Origin of the sequence: Streptomyces sp. NBC_00986 (assembly GCF_045162565.1) — a bacterium.
Taxonomy (GTDB): domain Bacteria; phylum Actinomycetota; class Actinomycetes; order Streptomycetales; family Streptomycetaceae; genus Streptomyces.
Genome location: NZ_CP108733.1, coordinates 7,997,917 through 8,018,394 on the forward strand (window position 1 = coordinate 7,997,917; position 20,478 = coordinate 8,018,394).

General features: G+C 70.4%; 19 protein-coding genes and 1 pseudogene. 10 read left to right on the top strand and 10 right to left on the bottom strand.

Annotation, left to right across the window (positions count from 1 at the left end):
• Positions 1-39: 39 nt before the first annotated feature.
• On the bottom strand, positions 40-1,530 hold the full coding sequence (locus OG504_RS35790; protein ID WP_405993496.1) for a peptidoglycan-binding protein: 1,491 nt from the start codon (positions 1,528-1,530) through the stop codon (positions 40-42).
• Complete coding sequence (locus OG504_RS35795) at positions 1,527-2,501, bottom strand: hypothetical protein (protein ID WP_405993497.1); 975 nt, start codon at positions 2,499-2,501, stop codon at positions 1,527-1,529. The genes OG504_RS35790 and OG504_RS35795 overlap by 4 nt, the downstream gene beginning before the upstream one ends.
• 168 nt (positions 2,502-2,669) lie before the next feature.
• Between OG504_RS35795 and OG504_RS35800 the strand changes: the two genes are divergently transcribed.
• From OG504_RS35800 to OG504_RS35840, 9 genes are all read left to right on the top strand, one after another.
• A complete protein-coding gene (locus tag OG504_RS35800) occupies positions 2,670-3,362 on the top strand; it encodes a response regulator (protein WP_405993498.1) in 693 nt (230 codons plus the stop codon).
• Between the two features lie 41 nt (positions 3,363-3,403).
• Positions 3,404-4,861 (top strand): ATP-binding protein, encoded by a 1,458-nt coding sequence (locus tag OG504_RS35805; RefSeq protein ID WP_405996522.1) that lies wholly within the window; start codon positions 3,404-3,406, stop codon positions 4,859-4,861.
• A complete protein-coding gene (locus tag OG504_RS35810) occupies positions 4,858-5,433 on the top strand; it encodes a hypothetical protein (RefSeq protein WP_405993499.1) in 576 nt (191 codons plus the stop codon). The genes OG504_RS35805 and OG504_RS35810 overlap by 4 nt, the downstream gene beginning before the upstream one ends.
• Before the next feature lie 280 nt (positions 5,434-5,713).
• Entirely contained in the window at positions 5,714-6,616 is a 903-nt protein-coding gene (locus OG504_RS35815; RefSeq protein ID WP_405996523.1) for a glycoside hydrolase family 125 protein, read from the top strand.
• A 46-nt stretch (positions 6,617-6,662) separates the two neighbouring features.
• Positions 6,663-7,433 carry a response regulator transcription factor gene (locus tag OG504_RS35820; protein WP_405993500.1) on the top strand — a complete coding sequence of 257 codons (771 nt, stop codon included), beginning with the start codon at positions 6,663-6,665 and terminating at the stop codon, positions 7,431-7,433.
• The gene (locus OG504_RS35825; protein ID WP_405993501.1) at positions 7,420-9,501 is read left to right on the top strand and encodes a sensor histidine kinase; all 2,082 of its coding nucleotides are present in this window, start codon (positions 7,420-7,422) and stop codon (positions 9,499-9,501) included. The genes OG504_RS35820 and OG504_RS35825 overlap by 14 nt, the downstream gene beginning before the upstream one ends.
• 123 nt (positions 9,502-9,624) lie before the next feature.
• Positions 9,625-10,017, top strand: a complete 393-nt coding sequence (locus OG504_RS35830; protein ID WP_405993502.1) for a sortase-dependent protein — start codon at positions 9,625-9,627, stop codon at positions 10,015-10,017.
• Between the two features lie 101 nt (positions 10,018-10,118).
• Positions 10,119-10,742, top strand: a complete 624-nt coding sequence (locus OG504_RS35835; RefSeq protein ID WP_405993503.1) for a class F sortase — start codon at positions 10,119-10,121, stop codon at positions 10,740-10,742.
• Positions 10,743-11,507: 765 nt separating this feature from the next.
• Positions 11,508-11,741, top strand: coding sequence for a hypothetical protein (locus tag OG504_RS35840; protein WP_405993504.1), 234 nt, complete (start codon positions 11,508-11,510; stop codon positions 11,739-11,741).
• A gap of 185 nt (positions 11,742-11,926) precedes the next feature.
• Here the strand turns inward: OG504_RS35840 and OG504_RS35845 are convergent, their stop codons facing one another.
• From OG504_RS35845 to OG504_RS35855, 3 genes are all read right to left on the bottom strand, one after another.
• Positions 11,927-12,808: a hypothetical protein gene (locus OG504_RS35845; protein ID WP_405993505.1), complete on the bottom strand. Its 882-nt coding sequence runs from the start codon at positions 12,806-12,808 to the stop codon at positions 11,927-11,929.
• Positions 12,809-12,858: 50 nt separating this feature from the next.
• The gene (locus OG504_RS35850; protein ID WP_405993506.1) at positions 12,859-13,860 is read right to left on the bottom strand and encodes a WD40 repeat domain-containing protein; all 1,002 of its coding nucleotides are present in this window, start codon (positions 13,858-13,860) and stop codon (positions 12,859-12,861) included.
• Between the two features lie 193 nt (positions 13,861-14,053).
• Positions 14,054-15,034: an FAD-dependent oxidoreductase gene (locus OG504_RS35855; RefSeq protein WP_405993507.1), complete on the bottom strand. Its 981-nt coding sequence runs from the start codon at positions 15,032-15,034 to the stop codon at positions 14,054-14,056.
• A 109-nt stretch (positions 15,035-15,143) separates the two neighbouring features.
• Here OG504_RS35855 and OG504_RS35860 point away from each other — a divergent pair, with 109 nt between their 5' ends.
• The gene (locus OG504_RS35860; RefSeq protein WP_405993508.1) at positions 15,144-16,037 is read left to right on the top strand and encodes a LysR family transcriptional regulator; all 894 of its coding nucleotides are present in this window, start codon (positions 15,144-15,146) and stop codon (positions 16,035-16,037) included.
• A gap of 617 nt (positions 16,038-16,654) precedes the next feature.
• Here OG504_RS35860 and OG504_RS35865 read toward each other — a convergent pair.
• The 5 genes and pseudogenes from OG504_RS35865 to OG504_RS35885 form a co-directional block, all read right to left on the bottom strand.
• A pseudogene (locus OG504_RS35865) lies at positions 16,655-17,040 on the bottom strand (enoyl-CoA hydratase/isomerase family protein); the annotation flags it as partial.
• A 267-nt stretch (positions 17,041-17,307) separates the two neighbouring features.
• A complete protein-coding gene (locus OG504_RS35870) occupies positions 17,308-18,684 on the bottom strand; it encodes a cytochrome P450 (RefSeq protein WP_405993509.1) in 1,377 nt (458 codons plus the stop codon).
• An 8-nt stretch (positions 18,685-18,692) separates the two neighbouring features.
• On the bottom strand, positions 18,693-19,253 hold the full coding sequence (locus OG504_RS35875; RefSeq protein WP_033280170.1) for an ATP/GTP-binding protein: 561 nt from the start codon (positions 19,251-19,253) through the stop codon (positions 18,693-18,695).
• A 4-nt stretch (positions 19,254-19,257) separates the two neighbouring features.
• Positions 19,258-19,644: a DUF742 domain-containing protein gene (locus OG504_RS35880; RefSeq protein WP_405993510.1), complete on the bottom strand. Its 387-nt coding sequence runs from the start codon at positions 19,642-19,644 to the stop codon at positions 19,258-19,260.
• Positions 19,637-20,464: a roadblock/LC7 domain-containing protein gene (locus OG504_RS35885; RefSeq protein ID WP_405996524.1), complete on the bottom strand. Its 828-nt coding sequence runs from the start codon at positions 20,462-20,464 to the stop codon at positions 19,637-19,639. The genes OG504_RS35880 and OG504_RS35885 overlap by 8 nt, the downstream gene beginning before the upstream one ends.
• Positions 20,465-20,478 lie beyond the last annotated feature (14 nt).

The following is a 20,478-nucleotide window of genomic DNA, read 5'->3' on the forward strand; positions in this document are numbered from 1 at the left end:
TGGCGAGGTCGGGGCCGGGGACCGGGACAGGGCCGGGGGTCACTCGCCCACCACCACCTTGTCGCCCTGCTCCAGCGTGCCGCTGGTCGGCTTGACCTCGACGAGTCCGGCCGCGGAGAGCCCGACGGTGACATGGACGTCGCTCAGTCTGCCGCCGCGCTCGACCTGCACCCGGACGTTTCCGTCGGACGAGGTGCGGATCGCGGCGAGCGGTACGACCAGCACCTTGCCGTCCGAGGCACCGATCTTGATGGTCACCTTCACCGCGGCCTCGGCCTCGTCGGCCAGCTCGCCTGAGTTGGGTACGGAGATCCGCAGCTGGACCGGGGCCGAGGAGTCGGTAGCGGAGGTGCCGGCGGATTCGCTCCCGGTGCCCCCCGAGGTCGTCCCGGTGGATCCCTCACTGTCCCCGTCCGAGCCCGTCGCCGTGGTCGTCGAGGACGCGGCGCCGGCGCCGAGCGCCGACACGGTGCCCGTCGCCTTCTTGCCGTCCGTCGTCGTCATCTCGACGGCCATGCCCTTCCGCAGCAGTTGGGCGTCCGCGCCGGGGACGACCGCCTGCACCTCCAGGTCGGAGCTGGTCACGGTGCCGATCGGGCCGGACGCGGTGTCCCCCGTCTTCACCGTCACCTTGTTCAGCCGTACGGGCAGCTTCGGGAAGAAGACGACCTCGCCGGCCGGGACCTTCGTCCCGTAGGAGGCCTGGAAGGTGCTGAGCGCGGCGTTCGCCATGTTCAGCGCCGTCCTCGCGGATTCGAGCTGCAGTTGGTGGATCTGTGCGTCGGTGCTGGACTGCGGGTTCGGCGAGCTCGTACTGCCGCTCGCGCCCGCTTCCGTCCCCGCCGCTGTCCCTGTCTCCGTTTCGTCGCCGCTGCTGCTGCTCGCGCTGTTGGTCGTGAGCAGCGTCTGCTGGGCGGCGGACACCGCCTGCTGCAGCTGGCCCAGTTGCTGCTCGTCGTCCGCGCTGGGCTTCTGGGCCTCGTACCCCTTGCTCGTGTACCAGCTGGTGACGGCCGCCGCGGTGCCCTGGCCGTAGTTGCCGCTCATCGATCCGGAAAAGAATCCGAGCCGGTGCAACGCTTTCTGGAGCTGCTTCACATCGTCGCCGGAGGCACCTGGGCCCAGCGCCCGGTACATCGGTACGGTTCCGCTCAGCGCGAGCACCGGACGGCCGTTGACCGCCATCAGTACGTCGCCCTCCTTGACCTTGGTACCGGCGACCGGTGCCTTGGTGATCCGCTGCTCCGCGCCCTCGCCGCCGGCGGTCGCGGACGCTCCGGTGCCGACCGCACCGGCCAGCGCGAGCGGACGTGGCGAGGCGAACTCGACGGACCCCGACGCCACCACGGTCGCGGTGAGGGACTGCCGCTGGACGGCCACGGTCACCGGGCCGGCCTTCGGCGCGGTGTGCGCGGCGGCGGCGTCGGCGGGCGAGCGCACCTGCGTACCGGCGATCCAGCCGCCCGCGCCGACCAGGACCACCGCGCCGACCAGCGCGCCCAGGTGCTTACGGCTGCTGAACCGGCTCATGCGTTGTCGCCGTAGTACGGGTGGGCCTTCTCCTTGGGGAAGTACGCGGCCCGGAACTTCTTGCCGCACTCCAGGTCCTTCAGGGAGAGGTCGATCTCCTTGGTGAGCAGCGGCAGCGCCTCCGCCTTGGACATGCTGAAGTGGTTCTCCGGCACGTTCTGCTCCATCCGCACCATGTCAGACATACCGGTCGGCTGGGTGGTGCTGACCGGGATGCCCTGTGCCTTCAGGCAGGTGGCGTACCCCTGGGCGAGCTGCACCAGTTGGGCGTCGCCGTTGAGCTCGAGACCGTTCGCGCGGTTCGCCTCCGCCTTGGCGTTCTCCGCCTTTTTCTGCTCGGCGGCGCTCAGCGCGTGTCCGTTCACGGCTATCGACGCCTTGAGTTCGCAGCCGCCGACCTTCTCGTCCGCCTTGGACTTGGCCTGGGGGCCCACCAGCGCCTCCTCGTACGCCTTCTGCTGGGCGGGGGTGAACCCCTTCTCGTCGTCGTCGGCGACGCCGTCGGCCCGCTTCTCTCCCGCCTTCCCTCCGGGGTTGCTGAAGGGGGCATTGGGGTCGTTGGGGTAGACGGCGGCGGCGTAGTTGCCGAACCCGTACTTCTCCCGGGACTTCTTCGCCGCCGCGTAGTCCTCCGCGTCCAGCCCGGCGAAGGAGTCGTCGCCGCTCGCCGTCACCACGTGCGGTGTGTAGGTGAAGCCCTGCTTTTTCATGCAGGCCGCGAGGGTGTTCTGCTGGATGTACGTCTTCTTGGTCTCGGCGTCCGCGCCGTCCGGGACGGTGAGCTGCACTGCCCCGTCGGCGTTCGTCGTACTGTCGTTCGCCGCGTTCGCTCCGCCGACCGTGGAGTCGGAGCTCGCGCCGGTCTTGTCGCTCGAACCGCCGCAGGCGGTCAGGACCGGCAGCAGGCCGATCGCCAGGGCGGTCGCCACGCAAACGCGGACCCTCTTCGGCATGCTCTTGTGTGCGTTCATGGTGGATGAGGCTGGACCCGCGGTGTGATGGGAACTGGCCCGGAGTGTGATCAAACGGCAACAGCCGATGGGCGGCGACAGGACGCCGGGTCCGCCCACCCGCCCGCGAGTATGTGATCGTCCGGTAACAGCACCGGCCTGGCCTGGTGTTGTACGGATACTGAGCACATGCCACGTGTCCTGCTCATCGAAGACGACCGCGCCGTGCGTGAGGGTGTCCGACTCGCGCTGCGCCGCCAGGGACACGACGTCGCCGCCGCCGGGACGGGTGAGGACGGGCTGGAACAGCTGCGGTCGTTCCGGCCGGACGTCGTCGTCCTCGATCTGATGCTGCCCGGCATGTCCGGGCTCGATGTGTGCCACCGCATCCGCGGGGCCGACGACCAGGTTCCGATCATCATGGCTACCGCCCGGGGCGACGACGTGGACATCGTGGTCGGACTCGAAGCGGGAGCCGACGACTACGTCGTCAAGCCCGTCCAGGCCCGCGTGCTCGAAGCCCGTATCCGTGCCGTCCTTCGACGGGTTGGCGGCACACCCTCCGACGGAACCACGCCGAAGACAGAAACCCATGGAGAACTGACCATCGACCGGGCCGCGTTGACCGTCACCCACCAAGGCGCACCGGTCGCCCTCGCTCCCTCCGAACTACGGCTCCTGCTGACCCTCTCCGCCTCGCCCGGTCAGGTGTTCAGCCGGCAGCAACTGCTGGAAGCCGTCTGGGAGCACAGCTACCACGGTGACTCACGGCTGGTGGACGCCTGCGTCAAACGGCTGCGCACCAAGATGGGTGAGCCTCCGGGACAGCCGCGCTACATACAGACCGTGCGCGGCTTCGGCTACCAGTTCAGATCACGGTGAAGGCGCCCCCGCCGCTGCGCGGCCTGCGCGGCCGACTACTGATGGCCTTCCTGCTGGTCGCCGGCGTCGCCACCCTGACCACCGGCGCCCTGACGTTCCGGGAGGCGCGCACGGGGGTGCTCCAGCAGAGCCAGGACGGAGTGATCGGGCAGTTCCGCGACCATGTCGACGACCTCGCCGCCGACCTCGACTTTCCCCCGGACCAGAACCAACTGAGCCTGTTCGCACAGCAGTTGGCGCGCTCCGAACCGTCGAAGAACTGGCGTGTGCTGGCCACTTACGACGGCCTGAGCGCCACCTCCTCACCGCAGGACCCGTTCGAGCAGCTGACGCCCGACCTGCGCAAGGCCGTGGCCTCCGGCGAGAACACCGTCTTCCAGCGGGTGACGACACACGGCAGCCCCGCACTCGTCGTCGGCGTGCCGGTCACCTTCGGCACCGCGGAGCGGCCCACGTCCGACCCGTCCGGACTCGCCGTCTTCCTGACGGTGCCGCAGACCACCGAACAGGCCTACGTCCAGGCCCTGGTCCCCGCCGTCGAGCGCGCCACGGTGCCCGCGCTGATCCTGGCCGTCCTGCTCGCGCTGCTGGCCGCCCGTGGCGTACTGCGGCCGGTACGCGAGCTGCGCCGGGCCACCCGCAGCATCGCCGAGGGCCACCTCGACACCCGGCTCACCGTCAACGGCTCCGACGAACTCGCCGACCTCTCCCACACCTTCAACGAGACCGCCGCCGCCCTGGAGGAGTCGGTCGCCGAACTGCGCCGCATGGAGACCCGCGCCCGCCGCTTCGCCGCTGACGTCTCCCACGAACTGCGCACTCCGCTGGCCGCCATGTCCGCCGTCACCGACATCCTCGACGAGGACGCGGCCCAGCTCGACCCCGACACCGCCACCGCCGTACGGCTCATCAGCGAGGAAACCGTCAAGCTGGCCCGCCTGGTCGAGGACCTGATGGAGATGTCCCGCTTCGACGCGGGCGCGGCCAGTCTGCACCTGGACGAGATCGACCTCGCGGACTCCATCCGGCGCACCCTCGCGTCCCGCGCCTGGCTGGAGACGGTCGAGGCACGGCTTCCACCGCCGGGCACACTCCGCGGCAGCCTCGACCCGCGCCGCCTCGACGTGATCGTCGCCAACCTGGTCGGGAACGCCCTCCGCCACGGCGGACGCCCCGTACGGTTGCACCTCTTCGAGTGGGAACACCCGGACGACGGGCGGCGGGCGGTCATCGAAGTGCTGGACAGCGGACCGGGCATCCCCGAAAGCGTCCTGCCCCACGTCTTCGACCGCTTCTACAAATCGGACACGGCCCGCACCAGGACCGAGGGCAGCGGCCTCGGACTCGCCATCACCGCGGAGAACGTCCACCTGCACGGCGGCACCATCCAGGCGGCGAACGGTCCGCACGGCGGCGCCGTCTTCACCGTAGAGCTCCCTCTGAGACATGACGAGCCACCACCAGTACCGGCCGAACCGGCCGAGGGGAGCCATCGGTGAGCCCTGTCCACCGGGCCGTCCGGCCCGCGCTGCTTCTTCTCGCGGGGGCGCTCCTGCTCGGCGCCTGCGGCATCCCCACGACCGGTGTGGTGGGCTCGGGGGAACCCGCCACCGGTATCCGGTCGACCATCACGCTCTACTTCACGGGCAAGGGCGGCCTGGTCGCGGCCCCCCGCAGGATCCCCCAGCGGCCCCGCGTCGAAGCGGCCGTACGACTGTTGTTCCAGGGCCCGACCAGATCCGAACTGAGCGTGGGCATGGGCAGCCTGCTGCGGAAGCTGAAGAAGGATCCGACGGTCCGGACCGATGGCGCCAAGGTGTCGATCGAGCTGCGCTTCGACGACCCGGCGGATTTCCCCGCCACTGTCAAACCACTGTTCGGAGATGCCCTCGCCCAGGTGGTCTGTACGGCCGCCGGCGCCCGCCACGCCGAAGACCCGGACGTCGTATCGGTGGAGGTGGTCATCAAGGCCACCGTGAGAGGCGCCAAGAGCCCTTGGAGCGCCGAAGGACGCGACGCGACCTGCCCCGCCCAGGCCCGGAGGTCTGCCGCCGCCTCCCGTTCCGGATAGACGTATCGCTGCCCTACGCCTGGGAACCGGGCTGTTTCGGTGGCACTGGCCCCGACCTCACCGCCGGAGCGGAGTCTTCACGAAAGCGTTTGTCCCGGGCAGCCGGAACGCCATGGTCACCGGCCGCCAGGGCAGCCGCAATGGTGACGCTCGGCCCCGGAGCCGTGCCCATCAGCGGCGGCACGCCTCTCGGAGCAGGATGTCGCGACGGCGCTGAGCAGCGTCCACGACAAGCAGCAGGCATTCCTCTCCTTCGACATGGTCTCGCGCCCCGCTCCAGCTGGCCTACGGCATCTGGCGGACCACCGGCAGTCTCGGCCATCTCACCGCCGACGACCGCTTCGTCCGCGCCGCCCGCCGCATCATCGCCCTGTGGCGGGTCGAGCAGGACCACGAGAACCGCTCACCGTACGAGTTCCGGCGCCTCGGCGACGACGCGTTCGACTCGCTGCCGCGCGGCGGCCGGGGCGCGCCGGTCGCGCCCACCGGCATGACCTGGGCCGGCTTCCGCCCCAGCGACGACCGCTGCCACCACGGCTACCTGGTCCCGTCCAACGCCATGGCGGCCGCCGCGCTGAGCGGTCTCGCCGAGCTGGCGACGGCGATCGGTGGCCCCGGCCTCGCCGCCGACGCCACGGCCCTCTCGGCCGAGATCGCCACCGGGGTGCGTACGCACGGGGTGACCGCAGGGGCAGACCCGACGGTGTCCGCGTACGAAGTCGACGGTCTCGGCGGGCAGTTGCTGAAGGACGACGCCAACATCCCGAGCCTCCTCCCGCTGCCCTACCTGGGCTGGTGCGACCCGGGCGAACAGCTCTACCCGCGCACCCGCGAGTTCGTCCTCAGCGACGCCAACCCCTTCTACTACGCGGGCAGTTCGGCGTCCGGCATCGGCAGCCCGCACACCCCGCCCGACCACATCTGGCCGCTCTCCCTGACCATGCAGGCGCTGACCGGCGACGACGAGGCCGAGCGGACCCGCCCAGCGGAGCTGCTGCTGCGCACCGACGGGGGCACCGGCTCCATGCACGAGAGCTTCCACGTCGACGACCCCGCGACCTCCACCCGCCCCTGGTTCGGGTGGGGCGACGCCCTCTTCGCCGAGCTGCTCCTCGACCTCACGGGACGCTCGACGGCAGCCCTGCACCCTCGCCTGTCCACCACCGAACCGCCCTCACGGTAAGGGCACTTCCGACCTCCCGGCGCCGGCGGTCGCTACGATCTGCGGCGTGTGCGCAAACATTGTGGTCGCCGAAGACGACGCGAAGCAGGCCGAACTGGTGCGCCGCTACCTGGAGCACGAGGGTCACGCCGTCACGGTCGTCGAGGACGGCCGGACGGCTCTCGAGACGGTCCGGCACCAGGAACCCGACCTGGTCGTCCTCGACGTGATGATGCCTGGGGCCGACGGTCTCGACGTCGTACGGATCCTGCGCGCCGAACGCCGGGAGGTGCCGGTGCTGATGCTGACGGCCCGCAGCACCGAGGACGATCTGCTGCTCGGCCTCGACCTCGGCGCCGACGACTACATGACCAAGCCGTTCAGTCCGCGTGAACTCACCGCCCGGGTAAGGACGTTGCTTCGCCGCAACCGGCGCGGCCCCGGCCCGGCTCCGGCGACCGTACCCGCCCCCGCTCCCGCCTCGGAGCCCGAAGCGGCCCCGGACGACGAGGTGTTGACGGTCGGCGTGCTCAGGGTCGATCCCTCGCGGCACGAGGTGTCGGTCGCCGGGACGCCCGTCGAGTGCACGCCCGGTGAGTTCCGTCTCCTCGCGGCGATGGCGGCCGAGCCCGGCCGGGTCTTCACCAGGGCACGGCTCCTGGACGAGCTGCACGGCTTCGACAAGTACATCAGCGGCCGGACCGTCGACATGCACGTCATGAACCTGCGCAAGAAGATCGAGCGCGTCCCACGACGGCCGGCCCGCCTCATCACCGTCTTCGGCGTCGGCTACAAACTCACGGACCCCGCGAAGGACGTGCGCCATGCGTCGTCCTGACAGGGGAGGTGCGGCGGGGGCCGCCCGGCTGCCGCTGCGCAAGAGCCTGGCGGGGCGGCTGTTGACCGTGACGGCGCTGGTGGCCTCGTGCTCGGTCGCCGCGACCGCGTGGCTGGCCGTGCAGACGACCTCCGTCGCGATCCGCCAGGAGCAGGGGCAGAACCTCAAGTCCGACGCGAAGATCTACAACACCCTCCTCGGCTACGCGGCCACCCACCCCGACTGGGACGGCGTCGACACCACCGTGCGGGATCTGGCCCAGGAGTCCGGGCGCCGGATCGTGCTCACCACGCCGGGCCGACGCCCGATCGTGGACTCGGCCGACTCGCGCTCAGCGGGCGGCGGTTCGTCCGACGATCTGCTCGCTCAGCAGGCCTCGGCGGTCGTGGATCCACGCTCCGTCGACACCGTGCTGGTGCCCGACGCGGCCAAGGCCGGCGCCGACCGCGTCGATCCACGGGCCGTGGGGCCCTTCCGGCTGCCCGCGAAGGAACACGACGAGCTGCGGAAGGCCGCCGCCGGGAGGGTGGAGTGCCTCAGCCAGGTGGGTATCGCCGCCGACGTCGTCGAGAGCCCGGGCGGACGGCCCGGCGTCCAGTTCGTGAGCGACGAGACCGAGGGGGGGACCGGCAGCGTCACCGACCGTGGCATGGAGGCCAAGTGCTTTGCGTCCTTCCCGGTCGGTCCCACCGCGACCGAGCGGAAGGCCTTGAGCGCCCTCAACCAACTGGCTGACGCGTGTCTGAAACGACAGGGTCGCACCGCCGTGAAACTGAACCTGGACCTGTCCTGGGACCGGAGTTACGCATACGGGCGGGACGACGCGGTCTCCGGCGCCGAGGACGGCCTCAGCGATCGGGAGGCGAAGGCATTGGCCGCCAAGAAGGCGGAGGAAGCCGCGACGGCCGAACGCAAAGCGGCTTCCGGCGGCGCACTCGACTACGCCCCCGCCGAGATCCGCGACAGCGCGTACGACCGGGCCGTGGCCAACTGTGTCGAAAGCGCCCGCCGGGAACAGCTCACGGGCTATGTCGCCGAGCCCGCACTCCTGTTCATCGACGGCCCCGGTGCCGCCGGCGTGCCTGGCTTCGACCTCTCCCGCGCCAACACCGCACGCATCGCCGGTGTCACCGCCCTGGTACTCGCCCTCACCGTCGGCGCCTCGGTGCTCGCCGGAGCCAGGCTCGTGCGCCCGTTGCACGCGCTCACCGGCGCCGCCCAGCGCATGCGGGAGGGCCTGGACGCGACGCCGGTGCCCGTGCCCGTCGTCTCCGACAATGAGATCGGACGGCTGACGGCGGCCTTCAACGACATGGCCGCGCACCGGGCCCGCCTGGAGGAGCAGCGCAAGGTGATGGTCAGCGATGTCGCCCATGAGCTGCGAACGCCGCTGAGCAACATCCGGGGCTGGCTGGAGGCGGCCCACGACGGACTGGCCGTGCCGGACCCCGCGTTCGTCTCCTCGCTCCTGGAGGAGGCGGTGCAGCTCCAGCACCTCATCAACGACCTCCAGGACCTGGGCGCGGCCGACGCGGGCGCCCTGCGGCTGCACCGGAAGCCGGTACGGATCGACGAGCTGCTCGGCCAGGTCGCCGCCGCCTACCAGGGGTTGGCCGAGACGGCGGGCGTCACCCTCACGGTCCTGACACCGCCGCCGGGCACCCCTCACCCACCGCTCCTCGACGCCGACCCCGTACGGCTGCGGCAGACCGTCAGCAACCTGCTCTCCAACGCGGTGCGCCACACCCCGGCCGGTGGCAGGGTGACCCTGCGCCGGTACGTCACCGACCCGGGGGACGAACTCGCCGTGGAGGTGTCCGACACCGGCAGTGGTATTCCGGCGGGCGACCTTCCGTACGTGTTCGACCGTTTCTGGCGGGCGGAGAAGTCCCGCAATCGCGGCACCGGCGGCAGCGGCCTCGGCCTCGGCCTGGCGATCGTCCTCAAGCTCGCCGAGGCCCACGGCGGCACGGTGGACGCGGCGAGCACGGAGGGGGAGGGGGCCACCTTCACCCTGCGGCTGCCGACAGCCGAGTCACGGAAGCCGGAGGGCCCCGGTCGACCCTGATGGGATGACGACAGCGCTCTGACAGTTTCCTCACAAGTGGCCGCCAGGGTGAAGCCATGCCCGGAACCTGGTGCGGATCGGCAACCAGGAACGACCAAGCCGGGCTGGAACTGGAGCCCTCACATGTCCCGCCGTCTCACCCTGCGCCCGCTGCGTATCGCTGTCCTGACCGGCGTCGCGGCCGGCGCGCTGCTCGTCCCGGCCACCGCGGCCTTCGCCACCGACGCGACTCCGACGCCGGGCGCGACCGTCCCGACCTCGGCCGACAAGGAGGCCCTGGCGAAGAAGAAGGCCGAGGCCGCCGGGACGAGCAAGGAGGCCGAGGCCAAGAAGGCCGCCGAAGCCCAGAAGACCGGAGGCAAGGGCTACCCGCGTGGCGGTGTCGCAGCGGGCGAGGCCCCCGCCCAGGACGACAACACCGGCACGCTCATCGGTTCGGCCACCGGCGCGCTGCTGCTCGCGGGAGCCGGCACCTACGTACTGCGCCGCCGCACCACCGCCCGCCGCGAAGGCTGACCCGGCAGCACGGCCTCTCGTACGAAACGGTGGCGCCGCCCTTCACCAGGCGGCGCCCTGTGCGTTCCGGCGAACCCTCGCACCCTGTTCTGGAGCCCGAGTTGCCCCCTGCACACCGTCCGGCCCTGTCCCGGGCCAGCCTCGCGACCCTCACCCTGTTGACCCTCGTCACCCTGCTCACCGGCTGTTCGTCCGGCCCCGACCCGACGGTCCGGGTCACCCCAACCGCCCCCGCCGCCGCGTCGGGCGCTCCGAAGTCCGAGCGGCCTGCGGCCGACGCTCCGGCGGCCCCTGCCGAGGTGGCCGTTCCCTCCGTGGGGATCACCAGTTCGCTGATGGAGTTGGGCCTCAACACGGACCGGACGGTCCAGGTCCCGCCGGCCCAGGAGGGGATGACCGCGGGCTGGTACACGGGCGGTGCGGTGCCCGGTGAGATCGGCGCGGCCGTCATCATCGGCCACAACGACACCCGCTTCGGCAAGGCCGTCTTCCACGACCTGAAGAAGATCAAGGAGGGCGCGGACATCACCGTCACCGACAAGACGGGAAAAGCCCTCCACTTCACCGTCACGGCCAAGGAGAGCGTCGCCAAGAACGCCTTCCCGACGGAGAAGGTCTACGGGCCGACCCAGGAACGTGCTCTACGGCTCATCACGTGCGACGGCGACTTCGACGCGCAGGGGCACCCTGTCGACAACCTCATCGTGTACGCGACAGCGAGCTGAGGGCCGTAGGCGTGTCCGTTTCGCCCTGTCGTCACGAGTAGCGTCCGCGGCTCGATCGTCAGCGGCCGGTTCCAGGAGCGCGCCGCCGAACGGTCGGTACGCGTCAGCCACGGCGAGGCGATCCGCCGCGACTGCCTGGAGGCCGTCACCGCTCTCGCCTGCGCCGCCAGCGACCACCGCCGGGCGATGTGGATGCGCGGCGACACCGTCTTATGGTGCGCCAGGGAGATGCTCGCCAGCAGTCCGTCGTCCATCGATCGCTCTGGAAGAAGGAGAGCGAGCCGGATAAGCTGACGAGACAACGTCTGGCCTGCGGAAACGGCCACAGAGGCTCCGCCCCGACATTCGGGGTGGAGCCTCTGCGTATCGGAAGGGAATTCCGCTGCGCGCGGGTTCGAACCCTGTCCTTGAACTGGCGCGATCGTCCTCCATCTCTTCAGTTCGACCCTGCCGGGCCTCATTGAGGCCGAGTTGAGGCCACAAGGACAGGAACAGACCGACAAGGGCTGACGAGCACCAACATGGATAACCGCATCTGACCTGCGAAAACGTCAAAGATGAGCGTTGATTGACAAGGACCGCCAAGATCCCCAATGGACTCATAATCCGTCGGCCGTGGGTTCGAGTCCCACCCGCCCCACCTGTGCAGGTCTCTGACCTGCGGAAACGTTCATTTTTGGGTGGCGGAGCGTCAACTTTGCCTGAACGGACTGAATCCGCTGGTAGTGGGTTCAGCAGCGTGGCTGTTCCGATGCCGTGTCGTCGATGCCCACCAAGGCTGGGCAGGGGCATCCGAGCGGTGGGGTGGTGCGAGATTGGGCCTGGGCTCCCCTGTTCACCGAGCCGCTGCTGCCTGCCGTGCCGCCGTGGACGAAGTGCCGCTGGGAGGCGAAGAAGACCAGTGCCACGGGGATGGTCATGAGCAAGGTCGCCGCGAGCGACTTCGTAATGGTGGTCGGTGGGCTCAAGGAAGTTCAGCAGCGAGACGTGCGAGCCTGATCTCCGGGGCCGGTTCACGTTGTCCGCCTGGCGGTGGCTTCTGATGGAAACAACTGGGTGAGTCCGCCCTCGCCGTCTTCCCCGAACGGGTGGCGGCTTCGCCTTCGGCGGGAGTGCGGGCCGGTTGCCGGCGGCCGAGCCACGGGCCGATCGTTCGGCGGTCGGTGGCGGAGGGCTTGCGCCTGCTACGCGTGCATCGCGGTGGTGAAGTACCACAGCAGATAGGCCGCCATGGCGAGCACGACGGGCACGCCGACGAGGAGGCGGATCAGCAGGGCCAGGGTCCTGACCCACGGCTGTGCCGACCCCACGGCGAAGTCGGGTCTGGCCGGGTCGTACGAGATCCTCCTGGCGGGCGACGACTGGTAGCCCGTGCGTTCGAATTGGTGAGACGTTCCGCCGGTGTCGGTGAACGCGAACACGACGGTTCCGGGTTCGGTGTTCTCGGGCCCGCTGCAGTAGCCCGCCATCGTGGCGACGGTCGTCACGCCGTAACGGTGCAGCAGCCACCAGGCCACCGCGGCACGCCACGTGCTGCGGGCGAGGAGGCAGCCGAGGACGAACCCCGGGAAGGTGTCGGCCCAGAGCTGGGCGAGGCGCCCGTCGCATGCCGACACAGGGAGCAGCAGCCCGGCGGCGAAAAGGCAGGCGAGCGTCGCGCAGGCCCACCACCGGCCCGGGGAAAGGAATGCTCTGGGCCGTGGCCTGGACGGCCAGGGGTGCTCCCTGGCCGTCACGAGGGCCGCGCCGTCGATGCGTCTTTCCGCCTTGTCCTGTCGTGGGAGCGCCGCGTTGACGGCGTACGCGAAGGCCTTCACTTCCTCGGCACGGCGGGAGCTGATCGCGTAGACCGTTGCCGGTTCGGCTCGGGCGGCCGCCGAGTTCAGCCGGATCTCGGCGGTCGGGCGACCGTCCCTGGTGACATGGACGGTCTCGATCGCGTCAAGGGGGATGACCAGCCGGATCCCTGCCCGGTCCAGCTCGACGCTCTCGCGTTCCAGGTATGCGGTTCCGCCTCTGCCGCGCAACATCGTTCCGGCTGCGGGCTCCGCGTCTCTGACAGCCATGACGGGGTCCTTCCCATGGTCGACTGACGTGGTTTCCAAGGGAGTCGGGGTCACTGGTTCGGCCACAGCCGCACCGTGCCGTCGAGGCTTGCCGAGGCCACGGTCCTGCCGTCCGGGCTGAAGGCCACTGATGTCACCTCGTCGGTGTGGCCGGTAAGGATGTCGACGGGGACGACGTCGAGCGTGCTCGTGTCCCACAACCGCACGGTCCTGTCCTCGCTGCCGGTGGCCAGGGTTTTCCCGTCCGGGCTGAACGCCACCGTCCTCACCGGGCCGGTGTGGCCGGTGAGCGTGGCGTCGACGGTGCCTGTCGACGTGTCCCACACGCGCACGATGTCGTCGGCGCTGCCGGTGGCCAGGCTTCCGCCGTCGGGGCTGAACGCGACGGGCTTGAAGCCGTGCCAGAGCGGGGCGTCGAGGGTGACGTGCACAGTACGGGTGAGCACGTCCCACAACCGGACCGGGCTGATGGCCAGGTCCGCGCTGCCGGTGGCCAGGGTCCTTCCGTCCGGGCTGAACGCCACGGAGTTGACCACGGCCACGCCCCGGGTCGTCAGTGTGGCGGTGACGGTGTGGGTCGGCAGGTCCCACAGCCAGGCCGCGCCGTAGCGGCCACCGGTGGCCAGGGTCCTGCCGTCCGGGGCGAACGCCAGGTCCAGGGGGAGCTCGGGATGGGGCAGGAGGCTGCGGGTCCGATACGCCCGGTCCCAGAGGGACACCTGAAGGGTTCCGTCGACCGTGGCCAGGGTCTTGCCGTCCGGGCTGAACGCCATCTTCGTCACGTCTTCGATCTGGTCGGGCCAGGGCGCGGTCGCGGTGCCCTCGGCCACGTCCCACAACCACAGCGTGCTGTCTGTGCCCCGGACCCCGGACAGCCCGGCGGCCAGTGTCTTTCCGTCCGGGCTGAACGCTACGCAGCCGGCGTAGCCGTCGGGGAGGGTGAACACGACCTTGCGGGGTGCGGCGTCGTCGGCTCTCGACGCGAGCACCGCGAACGGCACGGCGACGGCTGTCACTCCGAGCGCGGTGAGCAGCAGCGTGCGGCGGCGCACCCTGCCAGGAGGTTTCACCGGCGGCCCGCCGGGTTGCGGTTGCGTCCCACTGGGCGCTGTGGCGGGAGTGTTGATCTCTGCGGGTTCGACGGAGTCCATCGGTGCACACCCAGTCCTTGAGGAGGGAGCAGTACAGACGGTGGTGCAGGGGTATGTGCGGGGCCGTACGAAGGGGAGTTGCGGTGGCGGAGGCTCATCCCGGCCGAACGGCCCCGGCGGCAAGGGCGGTTGCGGCGTCCGCGCAGCCCCAGGTCAGGGTGACTCCGGCGCCTCCGTGGCCGTAGTTGTGCACCAGCTGTCGTATCCGGCCGGGCGGGCGTGGATCGGCATTGAGGCGGACGCCGCTGTCCCGATGGGGCCGTAGGCCCACTCGGTGGCCCAGGACCGGGGCGCCTGCCAGTTCCGGCACCAGTTCGGTGCAGCGGCGCAGGATCGCGGCGGCGGTGGCCGGGGACGGGGTGGTGTCCCACTCGCCGAGCTCGAAGGTGCCGCCGAGGACGACGTCCGTGCTGCGGGGGTGGACGTAGGTGTAGCCGTCGGCGTTGTCCGCGTCGCGCACGGATGTGCGCAGCCCGGGGTTGGCGACGAGAACCAACTGTCCTCGCGCCGGCCGTACTTCGGTGTCGCCGCAGAGGGTGCGGGCGGCCAGGCCGGATGAGTTCACCACCACGGGAGCCCATACGCCTGCCTGTTCCAGGGCGTCGACACGGCGACGGATCAGTGTGCCGCCCGCCGTGGAGAAAGCCTGCTGGAGCCAGGGCAGGTAGCGGGACATCTCGACGGTCGCAGCGGTGAACGCCCAGCCGCTGGTGAACGGGGCCCGTACCTCGTCCCCGCGCAGGATGCGGAAGTCGGGAAGGGCCGCGGCCCACCAGGGGATGTCATGGGGCCGGCCGCGCAGCAGCATCCGGGTGGGGCGCATGACCACGCCGGACACCCCCTCCGCCGCCTGACGGGCGAACTCGTCGTGGGTGCGGGTGGCCCACTCCAGTACGCGCGGCTCGAACCGCGTGTGGGTCGGGTACCAGACGGCCGCAGCGATGGAGGACGTCGTCTCGGCGGACTGCTCGGCCGTGATTACGGCAACGCGGGCACCGGCCTGCTGCAGGCGCAGCGCGGTGGTGAGCCCGATGACCCCGGCGCCGACGACGACCGCGTCGAACCTGTCGCCCATGTCTCCCCCTTGATCGCTGAACCGTGTGCTTCCCACTGTCGGCGGGGAGTTGACGACCTGTCCAAGACCAGCCATGTTCAATGCCATAAGCCGTGCTTATAGTTGACGGATGGACTTGCGGCGGCTGCGGTACTTCCTCGTGCTGGCCGAGGAGTTGAACTTCACCCGGGCCGCGCAGCGGCTGCACATCGCCCAGCCCGCTCTGAGCCAGCAGATCAGGGCGCTGGAACGGGACATCGGCGCTCCACTGCTCGAACGAGGCAGCCGGGGCTGCCGGTTGACCGTCGTCGGTGAGGTCGTGGCCCGTGAAGCCGGCGAACTGCTGGCCCACGCGGACGCATCGCAGGAACGGATCCGTGCGGCCGTCGGCGGACGGCAGGGACAACTGCGCCTGGCCCTGACCCGCTCCGCCCGCGGCGGCCCCGTCGACGTCCTCCTCGCCGCGTTCCGTACGCTCTATCCGGACGTGGATCTCGTCGTACGGACTGGGTGGACCGCGCACAACATCACCGAGCTGCTGGCCGGGAGGCTGGATGCCGCCTTCGTACGCCCCCCGCTGGACGATGCGGGCCTGGAGTGCCGGCACATCGCCCGCGAGGAACTTCTCGTGGCTGTCCCCACGGATCATTCCCTCGCGCACGCGCGAAGGGTCACCCGCAGGCACATCGTCGCGGAACCCGTGATTCTCTGGCCGCGCGAGAACGCCCCCGGAATGCACGACCTGATCACCCGGCAGCTGTGGCCCGACGGCGGGCCGCGCATCGTGCGGGAGGAACCCGACGACGAACAGCTTCTCCTCAGCGTCGCCGCGGGCACCGGCATCGCCCCGGTGCCGGAGGGGCGTGCTCGTGCGCTACGCATACCAGGGGTGCGGCTCAAGCGGGTGACCGCGCCCATGCCCACCGTGGACCTCGCCCTGGCCCACCACCCGGCAAGCGCCGCGCCGGCACTGAAAGGGCTCCTCGGCCTCGTCGACACCTTGCCCGGGCCGTCGGCCGACTGAAGTCGGCCACCGCCCGATCAGCCCGTTCATAACCCGGCGTGGACAATTCGACGCCGTGGCCCCTCAAACCCAACAGCCACAAATGCTTCGCACAGCGAAGTGGGCCGCATCCTCCGTGTATCGGAAAGGGAATCCGCCGCGCGCGAGATCGACGCACCGCTCTGAGCCGGCGCGATCGGCTCGGTGGCCTGTGCCGTTCTTCATCTGCGGCGGATTCGGGACGCGTTCGGGACGCAAGGATAGGAACAGACAGGCAAGGCAGAGATGGGCCGACACGGTTCATGGCGTCTGAACTGCAAAAACGCCATGGATGAGCGTTGATCGACAAGGACCGCCAAGATCCTCGAAGGACTCATAATCCGTCGGCCGTGGGTTCGAGTCCCACCCGCCCCACCAGTGACCCCAGGAAAAATCGTTCTGAGCTGGTGGAACTTGCTCTTCGGAGAGGACGCTCCGCGTGGGGCGGGCGCCTCCACCAACCAGGGCCGGGCGCTGGATTGACACGTCGTGGAGCTGTCCCGCAGCTGCCTGGCCCGCCGCTACGGGGGTAAGCGGCGGGCCGGCACTCTGTCACAGGGGTTCCGCGGGAGGCCTGCCGCGTCACCCGCCGGTACCGGTCAGCGAGGTTGGGCGAGCTGAGCGGCGAGGAGGTGGGAGTCGAGCAGGGCGGTGTCGCTGGTGCGGGCGGCTTTCGCGTAGCCGGCGAGCATGCGTTTGGTCAGGACGAGTGCCTCCGGGGAGCGCCGGGCGAGGGGTTTGGTCCACGCGGTGATGCTGTCGTCCAGCTGGTCGAGGGGCACGGACTTGTGGAGGAGGCCCAGGCGTTGGGCCGTGGGCGCGTCGAACTCGTCGCGGGTGAGCAGGAGTTCGCGGACCCGGGCGGCACCGGCCTCCGTGATCAGACGTCCCATGGCGCCGCCCCAGGCGGGTGCGAGTCCGAGGCCGACTCCGGCATACGGAATCGGCAGGTGTCCGCGCCCGCGCGCAGATCGCAGTGGATGGCCCGCAGGCGTTGCAGCTGGTCACGAGGTGACCGCCCCAGGGCGCGGGGCCGACTGTGCCACGCGCCCTGAGTTCCGCGTAGACGGGGAAGGGATCGGCCTGTCCCTCAGCCGTCCGAAGACGGGAGAGGAGGGAGGTGGTGGCCCGACGGTCCGATGCCGGAGTCGTGAGGCTTCCCACGACGGTGGCTCCTGTCTGCCGGCCGCCATCCGTACCCGTGGGGTGTTTGGATCATCCGACAACACAGTGCTTTCGCAGGTTGTTCACGTCACTCGCCATTCACCCAGGCCCGGAAGCGGCTGAACATCCCGCCCTTGGGGCGAGGAGCGGCGTGCGACGGCCGGCCGCCCGTCGCCGTCTGCGGCATGGCGGCGGGCGACGGCGCGACCTGAGCGGACGACGGCCGGGCCGGCCGGGCCCTGGTCGCGGACGGCACGGCGCGGGGGGTGTACCGGATGGGCACGGTCACCAGCTGGCGGCTCCACGGCGCCGGCACCCACGAGAGTTCCTTGAAGGGGACGCGCATCTCGACGTCGGGCAGCCGGTTGAGCAGGGACTCGACGGCTGTGGCCGTGATCATGAACGCCGGGTCCTTCGCCGGGCACCCGTGCGGGCCGGCGCCGAACGCCAGATGGGCCTTGGAGCTGAGCTGTTCGCGGTGAGCGGTCAGCTTGGGGTCGGTGTTGGCCGCCGCGAAGGAGATCACGACCGGGTCGCCCGCCCGTAGGGTCCGGTCGCCCAACTCGACGTCCTGCGTGGGGTAGTGGCCCGCGTAGTTGGCGATCGGCGAGTAGTTCCACAACGTCTTCACGACCGCGTCCTCGACCGGCAGGCCGGTCGGCCAGTCGTCGCTGAGGTACAGCGCGGCGCTGGTGCCGATCGCGGCCGCCAGGGGTGCGGTTCCGCCGCCCAGCAGCGTCACCAGCTGGTGCAGCACCTCCTCGTCGGTCAGCCGGGAGGAGTGCACCATCAGCCGGGTGGTGATGTCCTCGCCCGGCTGCCGGCGCTTGAGGGCGATCAGTTCGGCGACCGAGCCGCCCAGTATCTCGTCGGAACCCGGGACGCCCTGGAAGACGCCGGTGATTCCGGCGATCACACGGTCGCCGAGCTCGGGCGGGCAGCCGAACAGCTCACCGAAGACCAGCAGGGGCAGCGGCTGGGCGTAGGCGGACATCAACTCCGCCTGCCCCAAGGCCTCGGAGCCGAACTGGCTGATCAGGTAGTCCGCCGACTGCTGCGTCAGCCGGACGATCCGGCTCTGGTCGACGGTCGCGAGACTGTCCGTGACCGCCTGCCGCAGGCGGGCGTGCGCCGCGCCGTCGCTGAACATGGCGTTGGGGCGGTAACCCATCATGGGCACGGCCGGGCTGTCCGCGGGTACCCTCCCCTCGTTCAGGGCGTTCCAGCGGCGCGAGTCCCGCACGAACAGGGTCGGGTTCTGCAGGATGTACAGACTCGCGTCGTAACTGGTCACCAGCTCGACCTCGACGTCCGGCGCGATGTCGACCGGGGCGCTGGGCCCCAGCGTGCGCAGCCGGGCGTAGGTGTTCTCGGGGTCGGAGCCGAAGTCGGGCCCGTACAGCGGGACATTGCCGTGCGCGGGGCAGCCGGCCGGCGCCCCGGACGTGTCGAAGGGCTGTTGCATGCTGGCTCCTAGCCGAGTGAGGACAAGAGGTGCTTCACGAGCGTGATGAGTGCCTGCATCGAGGAGTCCTGGTCACGGACGTCGCAGTGGATGACCGGGGTCTCCTCCGAGATGTTGAGTGCCTCGCACACTTCGTCGAGCGGGAACTGGTGCTTCCCCTCGAACGTGTTGACGCCGATGACGTAGGGCAGACCGAACGCCTCGACCAGGTCGAGGACGGGGAACGTCTCCTCCAGCCGCTCGGGGTCCGCCAGGACCAGCGCCCCCAGCGCTCCCCGGGACAGCCCCTCCCACATCTGCTTGAAGCGTTCCTGCCCGGGCGTTCCGAAGATGTAGAGGACCAGGTCCTCGCCGAGGGTGAGCCGCCCGAAGTCCATCGCCACGGTCGTGGTCGTCTTGTCCGGGGTCTCCGACAGGTCGTCGAGACCCTCGCTGGCCTCGGTGATCTCCTCCTCGGTCTGGAGCGGTTCTATCTCGGAGACACTTCCGATGTACGTGGTCTTCCCGACCGCGAAGTGGCCCACGACCAGGATCTTCACGGAGCGGGAGACGTCGGGATCCAGATACACGGGACTACGCTCCGGTTCGAATTCGCATCAGGCCGTCGAGCACGGCGGTCAGCAGGACGGGGTCGTGGCGTTCGGCGTGGGGCACCGGATTGCGCACATGGATCAGACCGTCCTCGGCCATCTGCGCCAGCAGGATGCGGACGATGCCCAGGGGCAGCCGGGTGTGCGCGGCGACCTCGGCGACCGAGAGGAACCCGTCCGCGATCAGATCCATGACCGTACGGGCCTCGGGGGCCAGCGTGCGGGCCGCCGCCAGGGCACCCTCCTGGGCCGTGATGATCGTGGTGTGCTCGTACTCGGTCTCCCGTGGCAGCGCGCGACCCTGCGCGATGACGAAGAGTGGGACTAATGGAGCCGTCAGCTCCAGCTCGCCGTCCAGTTCGTCACTCATCGCCCGTCCTTCCTCCGCGAGTGGCCGACCCGGCGGTGAGCCCCGCCATCGTGTCGCCCAGTCGTACGGTGAACTCCTCGATGTCACAGCTGTGTTCGGCGGACGCCGCGAGGAAGGCCCCCTCGCCGGCCGCGATCAGGAACACCCAGCCGTGCTCGAACTCGATGACCGTCTGCATCCATTCGTCGTCCTGCTGCCCACCGGCGAACGGCGCGGTCGCCCGGCTGTAGGCGTGGATGCCCGTCATGGCCGCCGAGATGGTGTCCGCGAGGTTCCTGCCGATCCCCGAACTCGCCCCGCGCGGCAGACCGTCCGCGCCGAGCAGCAGAGCGTGCAGGGCGCCCGGAACCGACGCCACCGCCTTGTCCAGCTCCGCGAGCAGGAAGACGTTCCCGCCCCCGCCGTCCCGCAGCGCCGAGGAGGTGTCCCCGCTCTGGGCCGCCTCACCGGCGGTCACCCGCGGCGGGGCCGTGAGGTTGTTGCCCAGCCGGGAGACCAGCCGGTTCATACGGAACGAGAGCTGCTCCATGTCGACGTCGGGCTCCGCGGCGGCGGCCAGGTACGCCCCCTGCCCGGCCCCGATCAGGAACACCCAGCCGTGCTGGAACTCGATGACCGTCTGGATCCACTGCCGGTCCTGGGCCAGCCCGGCGAAGTGGGCGGTGGCCCGGCTGAGCGACTGCATCCCCGCCATGGCCGCGGAGATGGTTCGCACGTCCTGGCCGGTCAGGTCGTCCGTGGACCCGCGCGGGATGCCGTCCGCGGACAACACCACGGCGTGCCGTGCCCTCGGCACGTTGTCCACGATGTCCTGGACCATCCAGGACAGGTCTC